This window comes from Chryseobacterium sp., assembly GCF_019236175.1.
Lineage (GTDB): Bacteria > Bacteroidota > Bacteroidia > Flavobacteriales > Weeksellaceae > Chryseobacterium.
Map to the genome: position 1 here is coordinate 128362 of NZ_JAFAJM010000017.1, position 20334 is coordinate 148695.

At 36.3% G+C, this 20334-nt stretch carries 25 protein-coding genes; 14 read left to right on the forward strand and 11 right to left on the reverse strand.

The genetic code is table 11. The annotated features are described in order from the left end of the window. The first annotated feature begins 114 nt into the window (after positions 1–114). From JO178_RS15345 to JO178_RS15355, 3 genes are all read left to right on the forward strand, one after another. On the forward strand, positions 115–1005 hold the full coding sequence (locus JO178_RS15345; RefSeq protein WP_291937788.1) for a cyanophycinase: 891 nt from the start codon (positions 115–117) through the stop codon (positions 1003–1005). 165 nt (positions 1006–1170) lie between these two features. Further along, positions 1171–2013 carry an isoaspartyl peptidase/L-asparaginase gene (locus tag JO178_RS15350; RefSeq protein WP_291937791.1) on the forward strand — a complete coding sequence of 281 codons (843 nt, stop codon included), beginning with the start codon at positions 1171–1173 and terminating at the stop codon, positions 2011–2013. 100 nt (positions 2014–2113) lie between these two features. Then, complete coding sequence (locus JO178_RS15355; protein ID WP_291937794.1) at positions 2114–2350, forward strand: YtxH domain-containing protein; 237 nt, start codon at positions 2114–2116, stop codon at positions 2348–2350. 93 nt (positions 2351–2443) lie between these two features. On the opposite strand, the gene JO178_RS15360 is transcribed toward JO178_RS15355, so the two are convergent. The 8 genes from JO178_RS15360 to JO178_RS15395 form a co-directional block, all read right to left on the reverse strand. Then, positions 2444–3244, reverse strand: a complete 801-nt coding sequence (locus tag JO178_RS15360; RefSeq protein ID WP_291937796.1) for a class I SAM-dependent methyltransferase — start codon at positions 3242–3244, stop codon at positions 2444–2446. A gap of 208 nt (positions 3245–3452) precedes the next feature. Beyond that, the gene (locus JO178_RS15365) at positions 3453–4094 is read right to left on the reverse strand and encodes a GNAT family N-acetyltransferase (protein WP_291937799.1); all 642 of its coding nucleotides are present in this window, start codon (positions 4092–4094) and stop codon (positions 3453–3455) included. A gap of 17 nt (positions 4095–4111) precedes the next feature. After that, entirely contained in the window at positions 4112–4945 is an 834-nt protein-coding gene (locus JO178_RS15370) for a PH domain-containing protein (protein ID WP_291937802.1), read from the reverse strand. A gap of 9 nt (positions 4946–4954) precedes the next feature. Further along, on the reverse strand, positions 4955–5809 hold the full coding sequence (locus JO178_RS15375) for an SHOCT domain-containing protein (RefSeq protein WP_291937805.1): 855 nt from the start codon (positions 5807–5809) through the stop codon (positions 4955–4957). Positions 5810–6084: 275 nt separating this feature from the next. Further along, positions 6085–7452, reverse strand: a complete 1368-nt coding sequence (gene hisS, locus JO178_RS15380; protein ID WP_291937808.1) for a histidine--tRNA ligase — start codon at positions 7450–7452, stop codon at positions 6085–6087. Positions 7453–7675: 223 nt separating this feature from the next. Continuing rightward, a complete protein-coding gene (locus JO178_RS15385) occupies positions 7676–8128 on the reverse strand; it encodes an HRDC domain-containing protein (RefSeq protein WP_291937811.1) in 453 nt (150 codons plus the stop codon). 17 nt (positions 8129–8145) lie between these two features. Then, positions 8146–8478 carry a single-stranded DNA-binding protein gene (ssb, locus tag JO178_RS15390; protein WP_291937815.1) on the reverse strand — a complete coding sequence of 111 codons (333 nt, stop codon included), beginning with the start codon at positions 8476–8478 and terminating at the stop codon, positions 8146–8148. Between the two features lie 263 nt (positions 8479–8741). Then, the gene (locus JO178_RS15395) at positions 8742–8924 is read right to left on the reverse strand and encodes a hypothetical protein (protein WP_291937819.1); all 183 of its coding nucleotides are present in this window, start codon (positions 8922–8924) and stop codon (positions 8742–8744) included. A 283-nt stretch (positions 8925–9207) separates the two neighbouring features. Between JO178_RS15395 and JO178_RS15400 the strand changes: the two genes are divergently transcribed. Next, complete coding sequence (locus tag JO178_RS15400; protein WP_291937823.1) at positions 9208–10506, forward strand: epoxide hydrolase; 1299 nt, start codon at positions 9208–9210, stop codon at positions 10504–10506. Positions 10507–10544: 38 nt separating this feature from the next. Then, entirely contained in the window at positions 10545–11003 is a 459-nt protein-coding gene (locus JO178_RS15405; protein WP_291937826.1) for an organic hydroperoxide resistance protein, read from the forward strand. Between the two features lie 69 nt (positions 11004–11072). On the opposite strand, the gene arr is transcribed toward JO178_RS15405, so the two are convergent. Further along, a complete protein-coding gene (gene arr / locus JO178_RS21530; RefSeq protein ID WP_365866910.1) occupies positions 11073–11480 on the reverse strand; it encodes an NAD(+)--rifampin ADP-ribosyltransferase in 408 nt (135 codons plus the stop codon). A 440-nt stretch (positions 11481–11920) separates the two neighbouring features. On the opposite strand from arr, the gene JO178_RS15415 reads away from it, so the two are divergent. Further along, positions 11921–12643: a polysaccharide lyase family 7 protein gene (locus JO178_RS15415; RefSeq protein ID WP_291937832.1), complete on the forward strand. Its 723-nt coding sequence runs from the start codon at positions 11921–11923 to the stop codon at positions 12641–12643. A 71-nt stretch (positions 12644–12714) separates the two neighbouring features. On the opposite strand, the gene JO178_RS15420 is transcribed toward JO178_RS15415, so the two are convergent. Together JO178_RS15420 and JO178_RS15425 are read right to left on the reverse strand one after the other, a co-directional pair. Continuing rightward, complete coding sequence (locus tag JO178_RS15420; protein ID WP_291937835.1) at positions 12715–13740, reverse strand: methyltransferase; 1026 nt, start codon at positions 13738–13740, stop codon at positions 12715–12717. Positions 13741–13938: 198 nt separating this feature from the next. Further along, on the reverse strand, positions 13939–14730 hold the full coding sequence (locus tag JO178_RS15425; RefSeq protein ID WP_291937838.1) for a hypothetical protein: 792 nt from the start codon (positions 14728–14730) through the stop codon (positions 13939–13941). 461 nt (positions 14731–15191) lie between these two features. Here JO178_RS15425 and JO178_RS15430 point away from each other — a divergent pair, with 461 nt between their 5' ends. Genes JO178_RS15430 through JO178_RS15465 form a run of 8 tightly spaced genes read left to right on the forward strand, consistent with a single transcriptional unit; the run spans position 15192 to position 20315 of the window. Then, entirely contained in the window at positions 15192–16097 is a 906-nt protein-coding gene (locus JO178_RS15430) for an arginase family protein (protein WP_291937841.1), read from the forward strand. Further along, on the forward strand, positions 16098–16694 hold the full coding sequence (locus JO178_RS15435; RefSeq protein WP_291937844.1) for an HPP family protein: 597 nt from the start codon (positions 16098–16100) through the stop codon (positions 16692–16694). It begins immediately after the preceding gene. A 5-nt stretch (positions 16695–16699) separates the two neighbouring features. Continuing rightward, positions 16700–17044, forward strand: a complete 345-nt coding sequence (locus tag JO178_RS15440; protein ID WP_291937847.1) for a hypothetical protein — start codon at positions 16700–16702, stop codon at positions 17042–17044. A gap of 30 nt (positions 17045–17074) precedes the next feature. Then, on the forward strand, positions 17075–17989 hold the full coding sequence (locus JO178_RS15445) for a TIGR01777 family oxidoreductase (protein WP_291937851.1): 915 nt from the start codon (positions 17075–17077) through the stop codon (positions 17987–17989). A 6-nt stretch (positions 17990–17995) separates the two neighbouring features. Then, positions 17996–18586, forward strand: a complete 591-nt coding sequence (locus JO178_RS15450) for a Crp/Fnr family transcriptional regulator (protein ID WP_291937854.1) — start codon at positions 17996–17998, stop codon at positions 18584–18586. Between the two features lie 55 nt (positions 18587–18641). After that, entirely contained in the window at positions 18642–19001 is a 360-nt protein-coding gene (locus tag JO178_RS15455; RefSeq protein WP_291937858.1) for a DUF4406 domain-containing protein, read from the forward strand. After that, entirely contained in the window at positions 18988–19569 is a 582-nt protein-coding gene (gene nudK / locus JO178_RS15460) for a GDP-mannose pyrophosphatase NudK (RefSeq protein WP_291937862.1), read from the forward strand. The genes JO178_RS15455 and nudK overlap by 14 nt, the downstream gene beginning before the upstream one ends. A 53-nt stretch (positions 19570–19622) precedes the next feature. Further along, on the forward strand, positions 19623–20315 hold the full coding sequence (locus JO178_RS15465; RefSeq protein WP_291937865.1) for a DUF2306 domain-containing protein: 693 nt from the start codon (positions 19623–19625) through the stop codon (positions 20313–20315). The last annotated feature ends 19 nt before the right edge of the window (positions 20316–20334 follow it).

A 20334-nucleotide genomic window follows, 5' to 3' on the forward strand; every position in this document is an offset into this window, starting at 1 on the left:
TAAAGATTTATTAAAAAAAAATTAATTTTAATTAACATTCTTAAATCACTAAAAACCAATTAAAGATGGCACGAATTTCGCCAACTAATGTTAATTATTTTTTAATTTTGTACCATGACTAAACCTGTTGGAAAATTAATAGTTATCGGAGGAGCTGTAAACAAAGGGAGTTTTGCAGAAACCGATTATGATCAGAATATCGAAAAGAACCTTAACTTTTTTGAGCGGGGAATCTTACGAAAGATTATCAATGAATCAAAATACAAGGAAGATTCTGTAATCGAAATCGTAACTACCGCTTCACAGATTCCACAGATTGTAGGTACTGAATATAAAAAAGCCTTTGAGTTCCTGGGAGCTAAAAACGTAAACATTCTTGATATTCATAACCGTGAAGAAGCTAATTCCGATGCCATGGTAGCAAGAGCCAATGCGGCTGATGTGATGATGTTTACTGGAGGAGATCAGCTGAGACTGACTTCTATTCTCGGTGGAACAAGATTTCATGATACCGTTTTATTAAAATATCAGGAACAGGATTTCATCTATTCCGGAACTTCTGCGGGAGCAGCAGCAGCCTCGGAAAATATGATTTATCAGGGAAGCAGTTCTGAAGCATTATTAAAAGGAGAAATTAAAACGACACAGGGATTAGGGCTGATCGATAACGTGATTATTGACACTCATTTTGTACAAAGAGGCAGAATCGGGCGTCTTTTCCAGGCTGTAGTAAATAATCCGAGAACCTTGGGAATCGGGCTTGGTGAAGACACGGGGCTTTACATTCATAATGATGTGATGACTGCCGTAGGATCCGGACTTGTCATTTTAGTGGACGGAAGATTTATTAAAGACACCAACCTTACGAATATCAACCTCGGGGAACCTATTTCAATTGACAACTTAACCGTTCATGTCATGTCTATGAACGATCATTATGATCTTACTACAAAGACACTGACTATTGAAAATTCACAGTTTAATCCCATACCCCAGGATAAATAAGTATAAAACTGCCCCGTTTTGAGAACCGAAATTGAATTAAAAAAGATCTTTCAACACCCAATTACAGGGTATGAATTTTATTCATATCTTTTCTTCTTATTTAATACTATGACTTAGTAATTAATAATAAATACAAAGTCAATAAACACGAAACCCATCTTTACTATGAAAATCATCATCCACGGAGGTTTTTTCTCAGAGAGTGATCAAAGCCATGAGGTAAAAACAGCAAAACAAGAATCCTTAAAAAGTATTGCTCAAAAAGCATTCGAATATCTTCAGACCCATTCTGCTTTTGATACGGTTGCTTATGCGGTTTCTCTTTTGGAAGATGATCCTTTGTATAATGCAGGTATAGGTTCTCAAATCCAGAGTGACGGTGTAATACGGATGAGCGCCGCAATTATGGATGGAAATATTCAAAAGTTAAGTGGAGTCATCAATATTCAGGATGTAAAAAACCCTGTATTTGTGGCAAAAGACCTGATTAAGGAAGATGACAGAGTTTTAGGCGGCAAAGGAGCTAAGATCTATGCTACAGAACATGGTTTTGAAAACTTTTCTACAGAAATCCCACAGAGAAGAAAAGAATACGAAGCCAAACTTACCAATGGTGGAAAAGGAACAGTAGGCTGTGTTGCTATTGATAAAGATCAAAACCTGGCAGTTGCTACCTCTACCGGAGGAAAAGGATTTGAAATTCCGGGGAGAATTTCTGATTCAGCCACCGTAGCCGGAAATTATGCAAATGCTTTCTGTGCAGTAAGCTGTACCGGTGTAGGTGAAGATATCGTAAGCAATGCCACAGCCGCCAAGATCGTAACAAGAGTCACAGACGGGATGAGCCTTGAAACAGCTTTTCATAAAACATTTAATGAGCTTAAAACCATTGATGGATTTGCAGGGGCTATCGCTATTGATAAAGACGGCAATGTGTATCATCAGGATTCCTATCCCACTATGGTTTTTGCAAGTTTTGACGGTGAAAATTTTGAAACCTTTTCTTAATTTTAACATTTTTTTATAATTCTATTTATTTTTTTGGCACGTATTTTACATGTTTACTAATAACAAATTTTAATATTAATATCTTAAAAAAATAGAAATCATGGGAAACAAAGCAAAAGGCTTATTAGCTTTACTAGGATTAGGTGCATTAGCTTATTGGAAATATAAAAATTCAAGTCCTGAAGATCAGCAGGCTGTGAAAGATAAAATCAATACGGCAAAAGATAATCTTAATAAATGGGGAAATGACTTTAAAAATAAAGCAAATGATGTTGCTTCCCAGGTTCAGAATAAAGTTGATGAGGTAAAAACAAAAGCTGAAGATTCTTTAAGCTAAAAAACAAAAAGTAGTTTTTTTTAACATTCATATATAGAAAAAGTCATCGTCCCATAAACGATGACTTTTTTGATGTTTACCATATAATATCCTTTAGAGGTCTTCTTTTTTATTTGCAATCAACGCATATACTAATGGCATTTTATTTCCGAACTGCGGGATTCTCCACTTCCCTTTTTCAAATTCTTCCACATGTCTGAAACATGGATAAGGAGACCAGTCAAATTCCTGAAAAGCCTCCAATTCAAGATCTTTTTTAATCAGATTATCCAATACTTCTGCCAGAGAATGATTCCACATGACGTATTTCTGGACGATGGGTGCAGACTGATCGGCGTAGGTTCCTTCATACGTCTCTACAATTGGCTTTTCATTAAAATAATTATAGGCTACTTTTGTAAAGTCGTCGTCAAACATCCATACGACAGGATGAAACTCAGCCATGATAAACCGCCCGCCTGGTTTCAGAAAATGGTGAATAACCTCTGCCCATTTTTCAAGATCAGGAAGCCAGCCTATGGTCCCGTAACTGGTAAATACAATATCAAACTTCTGATCCAGAATATTGGGAAGGTTATATACATCTGAGCAAATAAATGTTGTATCAGTACCACATTGCTGTGCTAAATCTCTTCCGGCTTCAATAGCTTTATCGGATAAGTCTATACCGGTCACTTTAGCGCCCATTCTGGATAACGAGATAGAATCCTGTCCGAAATGACATTGTAAATGCAATATCGTTTTATCTTTTATATCTCCTAAAAGTTCCATTTCTATGGAATTTAAAGAGTTTCTTCCTTTTAAAAATTCATCTACAAAGTAAAAATCTGACTTCAGATGAGGTTCAACTTTGGCATTCCATGAGTTTTTATTAATTTCTAAGTAATTTTCCATATTTTTTTGTTTTGCTTTTAACCGTAAAAGATTAAGAAGCTTTTTTCTGTTCGTTAAATTCGTCTTTGTTTAAAACACCCTTTTCTTTTAATCTTCCCAGCTGACCTAAAACCGTCTCCCGTTTTAAAAAAAATATCCATCCGGAGCCCTTATGAATTCTTTGAACTGCTCACCAAATAATTCTGCTTCATATTTTTCAACAAGAAAATTATTTTTCAATAACAATGGAAGTATATAGACTATAGACTTTCCATCCTAAATTTTCATATAATAATTTTCCTACTTCCGTTGCTACTAAAAAATTATTGAAAAAACCTCTTGATAAAGCAATCTTCTCAAGTTCTTTAAGTACAAAAGAAGCAAGACCTTTCCGTTGATGATTTTTTCCTGTGACAATGCGGTCATATACTGCAAGATCATCAGTCAGCACGACATAACCTATTGCAGCCTGTTCTCCGTTTTCAGCAATAATTTTCACTTCAAAAACGAATCCTTTTTGTGAATACTCTACGCGGTACCCTTTGGGAAGGTTGAGTTTGGGAAAGTTCATAGGATGAAAACAGGTCATCATATATCCCTGAGGCTGTAGCTTCCATCTTTCGGGAATTTTTCCTGTCAACTGATCCGCAGCAGCACAGACTTTCAGATAGATCCAGGCTTCCTCAATTGAATCAGCCAGTTGAAAAAAATCTAAATTAAGATCTGGAAAAACGTAGCGTTCTTTTTGTTTTTCATATCCAACCTCTACTTTTAAACCGGATTTATACTTGACAGCAAAAGGCAGTTCTCTTGATAAAGACCATCCTTTCAGCCAGTTTTCAATTATTTCTGCAGACACTTTTGGTTTCATGACACTGAGTTGATTTATTATGAAAGCTGTGCCAATAATTTCTTCTTCTGTTCTGTAAATTCTGTATCCGTTAAAATTCCGTTTTCTCTTAGTTTTCCTAATTTTTCAAGCTGATCAAAAATTACTGCCGGATCTACTTTTTTCACTGTATCAGCTCTTTCCTGAGCCTGCATTGAAGAAGAATTGTAAATCGTCTTTATAATATCATAAAATTTTACTGCATCTTCTTTATCATAATAACATTCAAATTCTACCGTTCTTTCGTCTAAATGAATTTTAATGACCGGTGATTTCGGATCGGTAACAAAACTCACTTCCTTAATCGAGAGATTCGGGTATTCATTAATTTTTGCGTTTCCAAACATAGCTTTCGATACAGAGAGCATCCTCAGTGGGGTAACCAGCAAAACTCCGGCATCCAGTGTATTAATAAATTGGGCATCTGTAATTGCAATAATCTTTTCGTCTTCGGAAATCAGATAAGGAAGTTCTTTAATTTCACCTTTCGTAAAAACAGACAAATTAGCATTCAGCTTTTCAAGTTCATTTTTTATTTTTCTCTTTCTTCGCTTATATTCCTCATCGGAAATATTTTGTGAATATGATGTGGCAATAGGGAGATTTTGTTCTGTCCTTATCAAGTCCCGAACCGGCACTGTTTCTTTCTGTAACAAGACTTTAATATCATCAATACTGAACTGATGAAGATCAGACAATAACTCCTGATTGACTGTACTCGCTTTTTCCAGGCATTTATTACACAAAACACCGTTATCAGAAAGTTTATTTTCTCCCAGAAGAGTATCCAGAGAAGTCAGTTCTGCATTACATAATGAACAAGTATTACTCATTTCTTTTTTTTATAATTTATCCAACAGCTTCTTTTTCTGTTCTGCAAATTCAGCCTCTGTCAAAATACCGCTTTCTCTTAGCTTTCCTAATTTCTCTAACTGTTCAAAAATAGTATCAGAGCTATCTTTACCTGTCGTAAAAACATTTTCTTCAACAAGTTCCGGAATAACCTGAGTAAATGCCTGTAATGGCCTGGTATCCTGTCTTAAAGGCTCATTAGGTTGATTTTGATAAGAGAAATTTCTGTTTAGAATATTTGTAAAGCCTCTTCCGTCGTTTTTGTTGTGCAGTTTAAATTCGGCTAAAGCTCCTTTAATACTGATTTTTAAGACAGAATACAAAAGACTCTCGGCATGATCTATCGCAATAATTTCCTGAAGAGGAAATTCATTTCTGACAATGCCGCCTAAAATCTTTTTATCAATAAATACGACTCTTCTGGGCGTTGCAAAAATAATCCCCTCTCTTTTATTTTGAAGATATATACATTCGGCGATCGCTAAAAGATTCTCATTTCCATCCAGCACTTTATCCAGTTCATTCACTTCTTCATTCGCCAAAACGCTCAATCTTGCATTAAGAGCAACAATCTGATCTTTAATCTCATCAAGTCTGGTAGGGGCATCATATTGATAATGATTACTTCCTGTAGCTGAACCGGCATCCATTTTACTTTTAAGAAACATTCCTGTAATTTCTGCAAAATAATACTGATCCAGTGTATTGATTAGGTCTCTGTTGATATGAATAGCTTTATTAAAGCATCCCGTGCATAAATAACCGCCGTCAGCAAGTTTATTTCTGCCGATAAGCATATCTGTAGGGGTAAGCGGAGTTCCGCACAATGCACAAACTGTATTCATTTGGTTTTTATGTTTAAAAGTTTTTATAAAAGTAGAATATCGCTCTACTCTGTTTTATTATCGATCCAAATTACAAATTCTAAACCGATTTTAAAGATGAAAGGCCTCAAAACTTATGATCACTGAAGCAAATCAACCACAAAAGGATTTTTTGTGGTTGAATATTTCTGATATAAATTCCGGATAAAACCGAATCTTTGGAAATTGCTGCGGTTCCCAAAGCCAGCTCTTACAAAAAGGCCGTGCGATATCCGGATCCGATTTTATTGGATCTGTTACCCTAAAAATTCATCTAAAGAAATGGTCTTCTGTTCGCCAGCTTCGAGATTTTTAAAAGTAACCGTATTGTTTTTAATTTCTTCTTCGCCCAAGAAAACAAGGTTTTTAATACCTTTCTTTTCAGCGTAGGTAAACTGTTTATTGATTTTGGCACTTTCAGGATAAAGTTCAGCAGAAATACCTTTTGCTCTAAGCTGCATGATTAGTTTCAAAGCTTCAGTAGTTTCTTCTCCTCCAAAATTAGCAAACAGATATTGTATAGTTGCTGAAGCCTCTTCAGGGAAAAGGTTCAATTCTTCCATTACAAGATAAATTCTGTCTAATCCGAATGATATTCCGATTCCAGGAATGTTTTTAACACCAAACACTTCTGTAAGGTTGTCATATCTTCCACCTCCGCCGATAGAGCCCATCGCCACTTCATCTGCTTTCACCTCAAAAATGGCTCCGGTATAATAATCCAATCCTCTTGCCAGCGTGATATTAAACACCAGATTCTGCATATTAACCCCAAGATTTAGAGACTGTGTAAGAACAAATTCCAGTTCTTCCACTCCCTTTAGTCCGATTTCATTGCCATCAAATTTTTCTTTAAGCTGCAAAAGGTTTTCCAGAGCATCATTTGACTGACTGAACAGGAAATCAAGTTTATCAATAGATTCCTGAGAAATTTCTCTTTCAAGGAGTTCTTTCACGACGCCGTCTCTTCCGATTTTGTCAAGTTTATCTAAAGCTACGGTAAAATCAATCAGTTTATCTGTGATCCCAGCATATTCAGCAAGTCCGGAAAGGATTTTTCTGTTATTCATGTGAATGGTTACTGAAATTCCTAAATCTGCAAAAGACTTTAAGTATAACTGAACCAGCTCCACTTCCTGAAGAAGACTTTCGCTTCCTACTACATCTGCATCACACTGATAAAATTCTCTGAATCTTCCTCTCTGTGGTCTGTCTGCTCTCCATACCGGCTGGATCTGAGAACGTTTGAACGGGAAGGTCAGTTTCCCGTGATTCATGGCTACAAATCTCGCAAAAGGCACAGTAAGGTCATAACGAAGTGCTTTATCAGTAAGATTTTCTGAACTGAAAGGTTTTTCTAATGCTCTTTGAAAATCATGAAGCATTTGTTCTTTTTTATCTTCTCTGGCTTCGTTGATACTTGAATTTAAAATTTTAAAGATCAAACGATCACCTTCTTCTCCGTACTTTCCGGTCAATGTAGAAAGGTTTTCAAAGCTTGGGGTTTCCAATGGCTGAAATCCGAATAATTCAAAATTATTCTGTAAAATATTGATAATATATTTTCTTCTGGAAACTTCCTGTGCTGTAAAATCTCTCGTCCCTTTTGCTAAACTTGGCTTCATTGTATAATTGATAGATGATATTATAATTTAATTGTCTGTACCTATCCTAAAATATAAATCATGAAAACAGAAAAGTTCAGATACTAAATCTTTTCAAAGATTATCATAATACAGATAAGTATTGCAAAAGTAAGGAATTGCAAGGACTTTTACACAGCATAAAAAGCCGAAAAAGTAATCTTCTCCGGCTCCTCGTTCTTATTTGCACATTAATTTCAAAAAATCAGACACTTTCAAGAATTTCCAGTATTTCTTCGCCATAATTTTCAATCTTATGTTTTCCGAAACCTTTGATCTCCAGCAGTTCTTCTTTTTTAGCAGGTTTATACTTTGCCACAGATACCAGTTCTTTATTGCTTGCAATAAAATAAGTCGGCAGATTCTGTTCCTTTGCCTTAAGAGATCTCCATAGCTTTAATGCTTCGAGGATCTTTTCTTCATCAAAACTTAAAGTATCATTTTCAGCAGAATATTTAACCTCTTTTGGTTCTTTTACTGTATTCTTCGCCAGACTCAGCACTTCAAAATACAATATGACAGACCAATAGCATTCATCGTTTACAAAAGCGGTTTCCACTTTTATAATCTCATTCATTTCCAGAAAATCGTCAAGTACTTTTTGATCCTTATAAAGAAATTCTTCAGGAAGCCTTACTTTAAAAACTTTTACTTTCATCATTTGTGTTTTTAGTATTATTTACCGCCCAATAACAGAATCTCATCTACACGAATTTCCGTAATGTATCTTTTCATTCCGTCTTTATCATCATATGATCTGTAGGTAAGTTTGCCTTCAATGGCAATTTCTTTTCCTTTAGGTACATATTTCTCCATGATTTCCGCAACTTTCCCGAAAGCAATCAGATTGTGCCATTGCGTTTCTTCTACTTTTTCTCCCTTAGCATTTGTGTAATGATCGCTGGTAGCTAAAGATACACTTGCTTTTAGATTCCCGTTGTCGAAATTTAATATTTCAACTTCTTTACCTGTGTAACCAATTAATGTTACTTTGTTTCTTAGTGACATAACGTTTAGATTTTAAAGATTAATTATTCAGATAAGAGACGTTCACTTTTTTCTCAAATCTCTGTTGCAAAGATTGTGATCTCTCCAAAAAGCAGCCGGTTATAAACTATTTAAATTCATTTGTAGTCGTTTGTTGTCGGGTTTTTTTTATTGTCTGTTTAAAAAAAGAAGATTATAATAAGAAAAAGAAGCGGAAGAAATATACAGCTATAAAAGAATAAAGTCTGCCCCCAATAAAAAACCCTCCGAATGGAGGGTGAATATTATCTGCAAGCTTGGGTGCTACAATAGTTTCCAACCGGATGATAACAACATCTGTAATTGTCATCAGGACACTGTGATCCTCCGCAAACCGGTCCAACAGGATCTAATCCTATCCCTGTTCCGGGAAGTAATTTTTCTCCGGCCATTGTCTTCTTTAATTCTTTACGCGTTAATTTTTTCATGGTATTATTTTTTTAATTAGTCTGGGGTAAAAATATTAAATCATTCACACAAAACAAATCAATACGATACATTTTTTTTTAAAAAACACAGATAACTAAAAAAAACATATACATTATTTCAACTTTTAAGAAATCTGGTTCCTCAGTTATCTTTCACCTGTTCTAATGTCTGTTCCATTCCGAAAAATGACCGCTTAAGCTTATTCTCAGTTTATCCGTTACTTTCCTGAACATAATTTTGTCCTGTCAAAAGAAAACAAATACTAATTTAAATAATACAACAATGAAAACGACAATTTCCACAGTTCTTTTAGCAGCAACTTTTACTTTAAGTATTACTGTTATTACCCAGGCACAAAAAAACCGTCCGGAAACTCTATCCGCACAATCTGATACCAGCATCAGGCCTTTCCATATCAATATTCCGCAATCACAGCTTGATGAACTTCAGAGACGTATTTCTGAAACCCGTTTTCCGGACAAAGAGACCGTAAAGGATGCTTCTCAGGGAATTCAGCTTTCCCAACTAAAAGAACTTATCAGCTATTGGGGGAATGGTTATGACTGGCGAAAATTGGAAAAAAAGCTCAATGCCCTTCCACAATTTATCACAAAAATTGATGGTATTGACATTCAGTTTATTCATGTCCGTTCAAAAGAATCCAATGCTTTACCTATTATCCTCACTCATGGCTGGCCTGGCTCTCCTTTAGAATTTATCAATACCATAGATCCGTTGACAAATCCCGTTAAATACGGAGGTAAGGCAGGTGATGCTTTTGATGTTATCATTCCGGCCATTCCGGGATATGGTTTTTCGGAAATTCCTACTGAACAGGGATGGAACCCTGACCGCGTTGCAAGGGCATGGGATGTACTGGTAAAACGACTGGGTTACAAACAATATGTTTCTGAAGGTGGTGATCATGGCTCTGTCATATCAGATGCATTGGCAAGACAGGCTCCTTCGGGTCTTCTGGGAATCCACCTGACTATGCCGGCTACTATTCCTTCCGAACTTGTAAAACCTATTAATGCCGGAGATCCTCCTCCATCCTGGCTTACCGCTTCAGAAACACAGGCTTATCAAACTCTCAGTACTTTCTTTGGCAGAAATGCTGCTTATGGGGCGATGATGGTAACCCGACCGCAAACTACAGGCTATCTGCTCTCTGATTCTCCAAGTGCATTAGCCGCATTTCTGTATGAAAAGATTGCTGAATGGAGTGAAAGTGACCTTCATCCTGAAAATGTAATTGGCCGGGATGCCATACTGGATGATATCAGCCTTTATTGGTTCACCAACACGGGAGCATCTTCATCACGCTTCTATTGGGAAAACAATAACAATAATTTCAGTGCTGAAGCTCAGAAAACAAAAGATATTAAAGTTCCGGTTGCCATTTCAGTATTTCCTCATGAGATTTACCAGGCGCCTGAGACCTGGTCAAAAAAAGCTTACCCTACTTTATATTATTATCATAAAGCGCTAAAAGGAGGGCATTTTGCAGCATGGGAGCAGCCACAGGTTTTCACTACCGAAATCAGGGATGCATTCAGAGCATTAAGAAAAAAACTTTAAAAGAAAGAATCGTAAAATTTAACCTAAAATTTAATACAATGAAATCTGACAAAATTCAAGAAGTAGAAAATACAGAAGTAGTAACTATTCGTAAAGTACTTTATTCAGGAAATGTACTGGTAACAGGAGGACGTGATGGAGAAGCCAAAAGCAACGATGGCAGACTGGATATTGAACTCACTCCGCCCGGTTCGAAAGGCAACGGAACCAATCCGGAGCAGTTATTAGCCGCAGGATGGTCGGCTTGTTTTATCGGGGCCATGCATTTGAGCGCTTCTAACATTGGAATTTCTCTTCCTTCAAACCTTTCGGTACATACCGTAATAGATCTGGCTACCAATGATGACGGTTTTTTCCTGCAGGCTCATTTACAGGTAAACTTACCTGATATGATTCTCAGTGAGGCAAAAGAGGTTGTTGAAATAGCTCATCAGACCTGCCCTTATTCAAAAGCTACGCGGGGTAATATCAATGTAAAAATAGAGATTATGATATAACACTTCCTGTTCTTCAACACACAATCTTTCTTTTTTCTGCAAAAGGAAGATTGTGTGTTTTTGAGATATTTAATTTATTATTTCACCTTTGCTGTCTGATAATTTATCCCGAAATCTTTGTAAATCTTCCGGATTGGGTTTAACCCAGTCCGTTACTTCACCCACAATTTTCAAAGGTGCCTGAGAGCGATAGGAACGAGTCGGATTACCGGGGAATTTTTTATCCGTCAGGTTAGGATCGTTTTCAAAATCTCCTGTCGGTTCCACTATATACACCCGCTCATTCTCTTCTCCTTTTGCTAATGCTGCAGCCAGCCCTGCCCCATTAACCAATGCGGTAAAATAAATATGATTCATTTTAAATTCAGATTTATAATTTGAATTTCCTCCTGCTACCAACAAATCTCCCACTTCAAGATCAGCTTTTGTTCCATGATAAAAAGGCCCCTTATCGGACGGATTGCCTTTAAGCTGCATTCCTGAATGGACATTCTGCCTGGACTTCTCATGATTCCCCAGCTCCTCATAGCATTGGGAAATATTCATATAGAGAGCTGGTAAAGCACTTTTAACTGTGTCATCATTTATTTTCAAAGCATATTTCAGGGTTGTTTCAAGCCACTTCAGCCGATCAAAAGCTGTTTTTTGATGTCGGGAAATATAATAAGCGGCAAGAAATTTTTCATGATCATTTTCCGCTTCTTCCCATGCCTGTAAAAAAAGTCTGCCAGCTTCTTCTGGTTTTTCTTTTTCTTCCATGCCCATCCCCTGCAGGCAAAGCTTGACAATCTTATTGAATGGTGAAAACTCCATGTCTTATTTATTTCTGACAAACTTACCAAATGTCTTGGTATTTTTTATAGAAATTGATCATAAAGTTCATACATTAGTAGTAGCAATCAATACTATTATATCCCATGAAGCCATACTTTAGAAACATTGCAACAACAGGATTATTCACCCTGTTTATCAGTTTTTTACAGGCACAAAATATTCATCTTTCAGTTCCTCAGAATATATTTGATTTAAGGGGTTTTAATCTTCAGCTACCTGTTGAAAAAAACAATTCAATCACAATTATCAAGGGAGATAAAATTGCCGGATTCTCCTCTGAGAATTTTTATTTTTCACCTAAGGATAACAGCATTCGTCTCTTTTGTTCTTCCGACGGAAAACCCACTCAGGGTTCACATTATCCAAGAACAGAGTTACGGCAAATTAATGAATGGCATTTTGAAAACAGTCACAGTTTACACGTGAAAATGGCGGTTTTACAACAGCCGAGTACGGGAAAAATAATTATCGGACAGATTCACGGTAATTCAAAAGGAACCGAAGCCTTAAAGATCTGGTGGAATAATGGAGAAATTCAGGCAGGGTTTAAAAAGGAAATAAATGCCCATGAAGAGCGGATAACCCTTTTGAAAGAAGTACCTCTAGCTCAGGTTTTTGAGTACAGCATTCAACAAAATAATTCAGAGGTTCAGGTAAAAATAAACCAACAGACTACGATCTTTAATTTTGGAAACACCTGGAAATCAGAATCTGTTTATTTTAAGGCAGGAAATTATCTTCAGGACAACAAACAACCGGTAACATCAGGACTTGTAGCTATTTATCAGATCCATATTACGGAATAATGATCAAAAATCAAAAAGCTCAACACAATATTCATAGTATGTTGAGCTTTTCTTTTATATTATTTTCTCTGTTATTGTTTTTCACATTCTATTATACTTTTAGCCTCTGTGCCAATATCCATGAATCGGGTAAATTTCAATCCGGCTTCTTCGATAAGTTTTTGAAACTCGTTCAGTGTTCTTTCTCTTCCGGTGAGAGCAGCCATCATTACAATATCTAAAATTTTAGCAACGTGCGGCTTATTTCTGGAATCATCAGGAATTACAGCGTCAATAATGAGCAGTTTAGCTCCTTTGGGCATTGCATCATAACAGTTCTTTAATATCCGTATACATTCCTTATCGTTCCAGTCGTGCATAATCCATTTCATTGTATACAGATCACCACCAGCCGGAACTTGGTCAAAGAAACTCCCAACGGCTACAGAGCATCTGCTTTTTAAATTTTCGGGAATCAGCGAATTCGCAATGTCGGTTACATGGGCTTCGTCAAAAATAATACCGGAGCTATCGGGGCTTGTATTGAGAATAGCATGCATCATTACTCCATTTCCGCCTCCGATATCTACGATGGTATTAAATGGTGTAAAATCGTATGTATTAAGAATTCCTTCCAGTTCCATACCGGACATGCCCGTCATTCCTTTCCCAAAATTGGTTCCGGCGTCGGGATTTTGTTTATAATACTCCCAAATTCCCATTCCATGAACATGATCAAAAGGAATTTTTCCGGCTTGTACGTTATCTGTAAGCTGCATATAGCAGGGAAAATGTTCTCTTAAAATAGCAAGCACAAAGTTTTTAGCTGTACCGGGAACATCACTTTGTAAGGCCGCTCCAAATTCATTCAGTGCAAATACTTTATTTTCAAGTTCTTCAAAAATTCCGACACTGCTTAATGCCCTCATAATCCGGTATAATGCTTTCTCGTCTGATTTTGTTTTTTCCGCTAAAGAAGAAACACTTTGATGTCCAATGAATAAATGATCAGCAATATTCAGTTCTGCAGCTGTTTTTACACAACCTGCAATCCACACTCCACCCAATACTTCAAACATCTTTAAAGTATATTCAGGTTTAACTTTTTGTGTTACCATATGTATCGTTTTTTGTTGAGTGTAAGATGTATTATCATATTTTTATTCTAAGTATTCTCCACCCTTATGTTTGTGAGTTATTCCCTTAATAATCTCCTGTTTTTATGAGGAGTTCCAATATAAAACCAAAACAAACTTCTCCAGTTTGTTTTGGCCTTTAAAAACTTATCTAATAAAAAAATTGGTGAATAATAAAATTTAGTCTTTTTCTTGTGAAACTCTTGTTATACTGCTAATGGTTGCATCCAGTGGTGTATCAGATTTTATTTTAATGACATAACCACTTCCGATAGATAAAGGGTCAGCAACTGTTAATAAATAGAAAACAAGATCTCCTGAGGTGACTCCGTTTGGAGCAACTGCAGTCTGATCTATACTGAATGTTGAAGGAGGTACCGGATTTGATAAGTTTACTGTTACAAATGCTACTGAACCATTATTTTTATTGGCGTAATTTACAATAACTCTCCACATATGAACCTGTCCACCGATAGGGTTTTCCAGAAACCTTCCCGTTGTCGGATTATAGAAATCTGCAGGTACTGGAGATACGATATTTTCCGGCCAGCTTGTTGCAGGGGCAGGAGCAAAATCGGTTGCAAGATTCATAGGAGTCTGGTACGTTATATTTTCATAAGTACTCAAAGGAACCCCTCCCGATGTTTTGAATGCAAAAGTAGGTTGTACTCCGGCTCCACTATTGAGCTTGACAACTCCTTCGTTTGCAGTAGTCAGAGTTTGTGATGATATTACGGTACTCCATTGGGTACCATCATAATATCGCAATGTTTTAAAATTGGAGTCATAGATAATCATCCCGGCTACCGGCGAGGTAACATTAGCAGGTGGATTTGCATTCCGGCTTAACAGGACTGCCGAATTAGCAGAAGTAACATCTAAAACGCTTTGTGGAGTTGATGTATTAATCCCTACCTGGGAAAAACACCATGTAGAGCAAATAATGCCAATAAATAAATTAAAATTTTTCATGGTATGTTTTTTATTTTCTAACCAAATTTACAAAAAAAACACCATATAGTGATTTAAAAATTTAATTTATTTCTATATAATAAATAATACATACTCAATAATAACCATTTATAAAGTAAAAATAACTAATAAATAACACAAATGCCAACGAATTAAACAAACAAAACAAAACGTAATTTTTCGAAACCTTTATCCTGTACATATTGGATGTTTTACTAAAATATCCAATATGTACAGGTTCTTTGCCTTTGAATCCTTTGGCAAAGAAAAAATGAAACATAAACAGTAATGTATTGATATTATTTAACAAACATTGCAATTAAAAGCATACGATTCACACTATTCAACTACCTGATTTAAAGAAAATAAGCAACAATCATTCAACAAAGGTTTTTTCTTATTTTAAAAATTCATTATCCATTTGCAAACGGATAATTCCGTATCTTTGTCAAAATTCTTTTATGAAAAGGGACATCAATATTTTTGAGTTTCCTCTCAATTTGGGACTTACAAAAAAGGAACATGAGACTGAGCCTGGTGTCAGAAAACTTCCGGACTGGCTCAGAAAGTTCGGTTTTCATAAAAGTGTGAATCCTAACAATATTTTCAGACTGAATGCGCCGGAATATACAATGGATTTTGATGAAGAAACAGGAACCAGAAATGCAGACCGTATTATTGAATATGCAACAAAACAGGCTGAACTCATCCTTGAAAATGCTCATGAAAATTCATTCAACATCATTCTGGGTGGCGATTGCAGTATTTTAATAGGTAATGCTATTGCATTGAAAAAACAGGGAAACTTCGGACTTCTCTATCTTGATGGGCATACCGACTTTATTCCGTCGGAACTCTCAGAATCCGGAGGTATAGCAGGAATGGATCTCGCTATTGTTTCCGGTACCGGACATGAAAAATTAACGAATATTGAAGGGCTAAAACCTTACTTTTCTGAAGAACATATCTTTTGTTGTGGAAATGCCGAGACAGATGATGATGAATATGTACGCCAGATTATGAATTCAGAGGTCCGTTATTTTGATCTTGAACAGCTGAGAAATAATGGTCTCAGAAAAACGGCCGAAGATTTTATGAATCTGGTCAACGAAAAAAAGCTGGATGGTTTCTTCATCCATTTTGATGTAGACATTCTGAAAGATGAGCTTATGCCTGCTGTAGACAGCAGAATGGAAGACGGAATTGATTATACTGACCTTAAAGAAATATTGAAACCTCTGATTCATCATCCCAAATGCTTTGGAATTGAGATCACTATTTTAGACCCTGATTATGATGAAAACGGAATATATACCCAACCTTTTGTAGAAAATTTAATTCAAATTATAAAAAATAAAGAAGACTAAATGAAGAAGACCATTAAAAGAACGTTTAGAGTCTCAAAGTATGTAATCTATAAAGAAACGCTTGTTGATTATAAAGAGCATTTCTGGTCATTTTTGGGCGCATTTTTTGGTATCGGGCTGATTGCATTTATTCAGTCCCATACTCTGGCAGAGACTGAGAATATTTTTCTGATTGGTTCTTTTGGTGCCTCAAGCGTTCTTATTTACGGAGCCATTCAGAGTCCACTGGCACAGCCCAGAAATCTGGTGGGCGGACATGTTCTCTCTGCTCTTGTGGGGGTGACAGTCTATAAGACTGTCCCTGATATCATCTGGCTTTCTGCTCCGTTAGCCGTAGCTTTTTCCATCGTGTTGATGCAGTATACAAAAACTCTGCATCCGCCTGGTGGTGCAACAGCTCTGATTGCCGTAAGCTCTACCGGAAAAATTCCGGAACTCGGATATTGGTACGTCCTCTCCCCTGTCTTATCAGGGTGTATCATACTACTGATTGTCGCGTTATTTTTTAATAATATAACCTCCAACAGAAGCTACCCTTCCCACAGCAGGTTTATGAAATTATTAAAGAAAAGACACATCCATCACCACACAAAATAAATAATATGAACTGTCTGGAATGTGGCGAAAAAATTATCGGCAGGACTGATAAAAAGTTTTGTAATGATGCCTGCCGAAATGCCTATAATAATAAACAGAATAAAGACTCCAATAATCTGATGCGGAATATCAATAATAAACTCCGCAAAAATTATCGTATCCTTGTAGAAGTAAACACCGATGGTAAAACAAAAGTTACAAAATCTAAACTGGACAGCTTCGGTTTCGACTTTGATTATTTTACCAATATAAAAATATATAAAAACGGATCTGAATACAGGTTTATTTATGATTACGGTTATAAACTGCTGGAAGATGATTATGTACTGATTGTAAAAAATCAGGCCTAACCTCTCCTACACCATTTTAACTCTATTAATATGAAAGAAATCGTTCTGATTACCGGAGCCAGCGGTATGATTGCCCGCGAGCTGGCCAGAAAACTGGAAAATAAATACAGTGTAAGATTTCTTACCCGGAGAAAAGAACATGATAATGAATATGAATGGGATATCAGAAAAAAAACGATAGATGAATCGGCTTTGGAAGATGTCTCCCATATTATTCACCTGGCCGGAGCGAATATTTCCGAGAAACGCTGGACAGATGAAAGAAAAAAAGAACTGATCTCCAGCAGAGTAGATTCCGCAGCCCTTCTCCGAAATGTTTTAAAGAAGAAAGAAATTAAACTTAAGTCTTTTATTTCAGCTTCAGGTATTAATTTTTACGGAACTATGACCAGCGAAAAAATTTTTACTGAAGACGATAAACCCGGACATGATTTTTTAAGCGAAGTCGTTATTTTATGGGAAAGAGCTGCCGATCATTTTAAAGAGCATAATCTTGCTGAAAGAGTGGTTAAAATCCGGACAGCAGTAGTTCTTTCCGAAAAAGAAGGTGCATTAAAAAAAATGATCCCACCCATCCGCTATTATGTAGGATCTCCTCTGGGAAGCGGCAGACAATATATGCCATGGATTCACATTGATGATATCTGTTCTGTCTATGAGTTTGCTCTGCAGCATCCTACCCTCCATGGGGCTTATAATGCCGTTTCACCTCAGCATATTACCAATACAGACCTGACTAAAGCAATTGCTGAAATTTTAGGAAAACCGTTATTTATGCCCAACGTTCCTGCTTTTGTTTTAAAACTTATGTTTGGAGAGCTTGCTTCTGCCGTGCTGGAGGGCTCCAGAGCTTCTTCGGAAAAAGTACAGCATACAGGCTTTAAGTTTCAGTTTCCGAGTTTAAATGAAGCATTAAAAAATCTTTTAACAGAAGATAAATATTAATTCTTTATGGAAAATAATTTAATCCTAAAAAACATATCAAAACATATATCGCTTACGGCCCAGGAAACGACCTATTTTTTATCTTTACTGAAAGAGAAAAAGCTGGCCCGAAAAGATCTGATTTTAAAGCAGGAACAAATCTGTAAAGAGATTAATTTTGTTCAGTCAGGAATTCTGCGGGCATTTTATATGGATACATCCGGAAAAGAATCCACGATTATGTTTGCCCTTTCAGACTGGTGGATTACGGATATGTTTTGTTATATTCATCATCAGCCGGCTATGCTGAATATTGAAGCTCTTGAGGAAAGTGTTATTTGGCAGCTTTCAAAAGATCATCTGGAAGAGCTTTATCTTAAAGTACCGAAATTTGAAAGATTCTTCAGAATTCTAATGCAGAATGCCTATATCAGGGAGCAGCTCAGAACGATTGAAAATCTGTCACTTCCGGCAGAAGAACGTTATAATAATTTTCTACAAAAATATCCTTTAGCTGCCCAACGCGTAACCCAAAAACAAATTGCTTCTTATCTGGGAATTACTCCTGAATTTTTAAGTGCGATTAAAACCGGTAAACAAAAAAATTACCAGTCTTAAACTATCTTATTTTTTATATTGTAAAAGTTCAGTTATTTTACTCAAAAAAAAATATATGCTTATACTTATTGCAGGTCCTTATCGCAGCGGAACTAATGATGATCCGGAATTGATCCGGCAGAACCTTCAACAGCTTGAAGCAGCGGCATTACCTATTTTCAGAAAAGGTCATATTCCTGTTATCGGAGAATGGCTGGCTCTTCCTTTAATACAATTAGCAGGTTCCACCCAGATAGGGGATCAGGCGTGGCAGGAAATACAATACCCTGTAGCTCATGGAATTCTGGAAAAATGTGATGCTGTACTCCGGATAGAGGGAGCTTCCAAGGGAGCTGATGAAGATGTAAGAATTGCCAGAAAAAGAGGCCTCCACATTTATTATACTATAGACGATATACCCTATGCAAAATCCTGATATTAACATTTTGAAAACGGAAGTCCTGTCGGACAACTGGTACAGATTAAACAAAGTTACTTATTCAATTATAAAAAAAGACGGAACCACTGAAACACAGAGCAGAGAAGCTTATGACAGAGGAAATGGCGCAGTTATTCTTCTTTATAATAAAACTTCCGGAAAAGTGATCCTGACAAGACAATTCCGCCTACCTACTTATATCAACGGAAATAGAACCGGTATGCTGATAGAAGCCTGTGCCGGACTTTTGGATAATGATCAGCCTGAAGCTTGCATCAAAAGAGAAACTGAGGAAGAAACCGGATATAAGATTTCTAAAGTCGAAAAGATATTTGAAGCTTATATGTCACCGGGATCTGTAACGGAAATACTTCATTTTTTTATCGCCGAATATTCTCATGATATGAAAGTAACTGATGGCGGCGGCCTTGAGGAAGAGGGTGAAAATATTGAGGTTTTGGAACTACCTTATGAAGAAACCCTTCAAATGGTTGATTCGGGAGGAATCCGGGATGCAAAAACAATTATGCTGTTGCAGCATCTGAGATTAAAAGGAATTCTCTAATTCTTATCCGTCAGCAGCCGGAAAATAAATATATGTTCTTAATATATTAATATATGATCAGAACTGTAACAATACAGGTTATTAAAATACTGGCTTTATTTTCAGTTGTTATTTTCAGTGTTCTAATGCTGAAAACAATTTTCCAGTATACTGCTTTTGAAAAAAATACAGGGTTTCTGGCCTTTAAGCAACAAGTAATCGGCAACCGGTATTGGATAACATGTTTTTATATTCACATTTTTTCGATATTACTTTGCTTTTTGGCAGGATTAACACAGTTTTCAAACCGTTTCTTAGCTGAAAACAAAAAACTTCACAGAATCATTGGTAAAATATATATTTACAATATCCTTATCATCAATGTTCCGGTCTGCTTTATATTAGGTTTATTTTCAAACGGAGGATTAATCGGGATTGCCGGGTTTTTGACACAGGATGTTCTTTGGGCCTATTTCACTATAATCGCTGTACTTTCCATAAAAAAAGGAGATACGATAAAACATAAAAATTATATGATGCTGAGCTATGCGGTAACAACCACTGCCATTACATTTAGAATTATTAAAAATCTGTTTTATAATGAAGGGCGCTATCATTACGACCTCTTCTACGGCATCAATGTATGGCTGGCTCTGGGAATCAATCTTTTAATCGCTTACTTAGTCCTAAAACGGAATATGAAACATCCTTCTTTAGCGCTCAAAAAAAACATGAGACAAGAAAACAAGCAATGTAATATACAATAATGAAAAATATGAAATCAGA

Bases quoted from the DNA above. Each gene is read 5' to 3' on its own strand.
- JO178_RS15365 (WP_291937799.1), bottom strand. From the start codon at position 4,094: ATGAAACCAAAAGTGTCTGCAGAAATAATTGAAAACTGGCTGAAAGGA.
- arr (WP_365866910.1), bottom strand. From the start codon at position 11,480: ATGCAGCTTAAAGGCAATCCGTCCGATAAGGGGCCTTTTTATCATGGA.
- ssb (WP_291937815.1), bottom strand. From the start codon at position 8,478: ATGTCACTAAGAAACAAAGTAACATTAATTGGTTACACAGGTAAAGAA.
- JO178_RS15400 (WP_291937823.1), top strand. From the start codon at position 9,208: ATGAAAACGACAATTTCCACAGTTCTTTTAGCAGCAACTTTTACTTTA.
- nudK (WP_291937862.1), top strand. From the start codon at position 18,988: ATGCAAAATCCTGATATTAACATTTTGAAAACGGAAGTCCTGTCGGAC.
- JO178_RS15355 (WP_291937794.1), top strand. From the start codon at position 2,114: ATGGGAAACAAAGCAAAAGGCTTATTAGCTTTACTAGGATTAGGTGCA.
- JO178_RS15450 (WP_291937854.1), top strand. From the start codon at position 17,996: ATGGAAAATAATTTAATCCTAAAAAACATATCAAAACATATATCGCTT.
- hisS (WP_291937808.1), bottom strand. From the start codon at position 7,452: ATGAAGCCAAGTTTAGCAAAAGGGACGAGAGATTTTACAGCACAGGAA.
- JO178_RS15435 (WP_291937844.1), top strand. From the start codon at position 16,098: ATGAAGAAGACCATTAAAAGAACGTTTAGAGTCTCAAAGTATGTAATC.
- JO178_RS15420 (WP_291937835.1), bottom strand. From the start codon at position 13,740: ATGGTAACACAAAAAGTTAAACCTGAATATACTTTAAAGATGTTTGAA.
- JO178_RS15375 (WP_291937805.1), bottom strand. From the start codon at position 5,809: ATGAATACAGTTTGTGCATTGTGCGGAACTCCGCTTACCCCTACAGAT.
- JO178_RS15445 (WP_291937851.1), top strand. From the start codon at position 17,075: ATGAAAGAAATCGTTCTGATTACCGGAGCCAGCGGTATGATTGCCCGC.
- JO178_RS15455 (WP_291937858.1), top strand. From the start codon at position 18,642: ATGCTTATACTTATTGCAGGTCCTTATCGCAGCGGAACTAATGATGAT.
- JO178_RS15385 (WP_291937811.1), bottom strand. From the start codon at position 8,128: ATGAAAGTAAAAGTTTTTAAAGTAAGGCTTCCTGAAGAATTTCTTTAT.
- JO178_RS15440 (WP_291937847.1), top strand. From the start codon at position 16,700: ATGAACTGTCTGGAATGTGGCGAAAAAATTATCGGCAGGACTGATAAA.
- JO178_RS15430 (WP_291937841.1), top strand. From the start codon at position 15,192: ATGAAAAGGGACATCAATATTTTTGAGTTTCCTCTCAATTTGGGACTT.
- JO178_RS15465 (WP_291937865.1), top strand. From the start codon at position 19,623: ATGATCAGAACTGTAACAATACAGGTTATTAAAATACTGGCTTTATTT.
- JO178_RS15345 (WP_291937788.1), top strand. From the start codon at position 115: ATGACTAAACCTGTTGGAAAATTAATAGTTATCGGAGGAGCTGTAAAC.
- JO178_RS15350 (WP_291937791.1), top strand. From the start codon at position 1,171: ATGAAAATCATCATCCACGGAGGTTTTTTCTCAGAGAGTGATCAAAGC.
- JO178_RS15395 (WP_291937819.1), bottom strand. From the start codon at position 8,924: ATGAAAAAATTAACGCGTAAAGAATTAAAGAAGACAATGGCCGGAGAA.
- JO178_RS15370 (WP_291937802.1), bottom strand. From the start codon at position 4,945: ATGAGTAATACTTGTTCATTATGTAATGCAGAACTGACTTCTCTGGAT.
- JO178_RS15360 (WP_291937796.1), bottom strand. From the start codon at position 3,244: ATGGAAAATTACTTAGAAATTAATAAAAACTCATGGAATGCCAAAGTT.
- JO178_RS15415 (WP_291937832.1), top strand. From the start codon at position 11,921: ATGAAGCCATACTTTAGAAACATTGCAACAACAGGATTATTCACCCTG.
- JO178_RS15405 (WP_291937826.1), top strand. From the start codon at position 10,545: ATGAAATCTGACAAAATTCAAGAAGTAGAAAATACAGAAGTAGTAACT.
- JO178_RS15425 (WP_291937838.1), bottom strand. From the start codon at position 14,730: ATGAAAAATTTTAATTTATTTATTGGCATTATTTGCTCTACATGGTGT.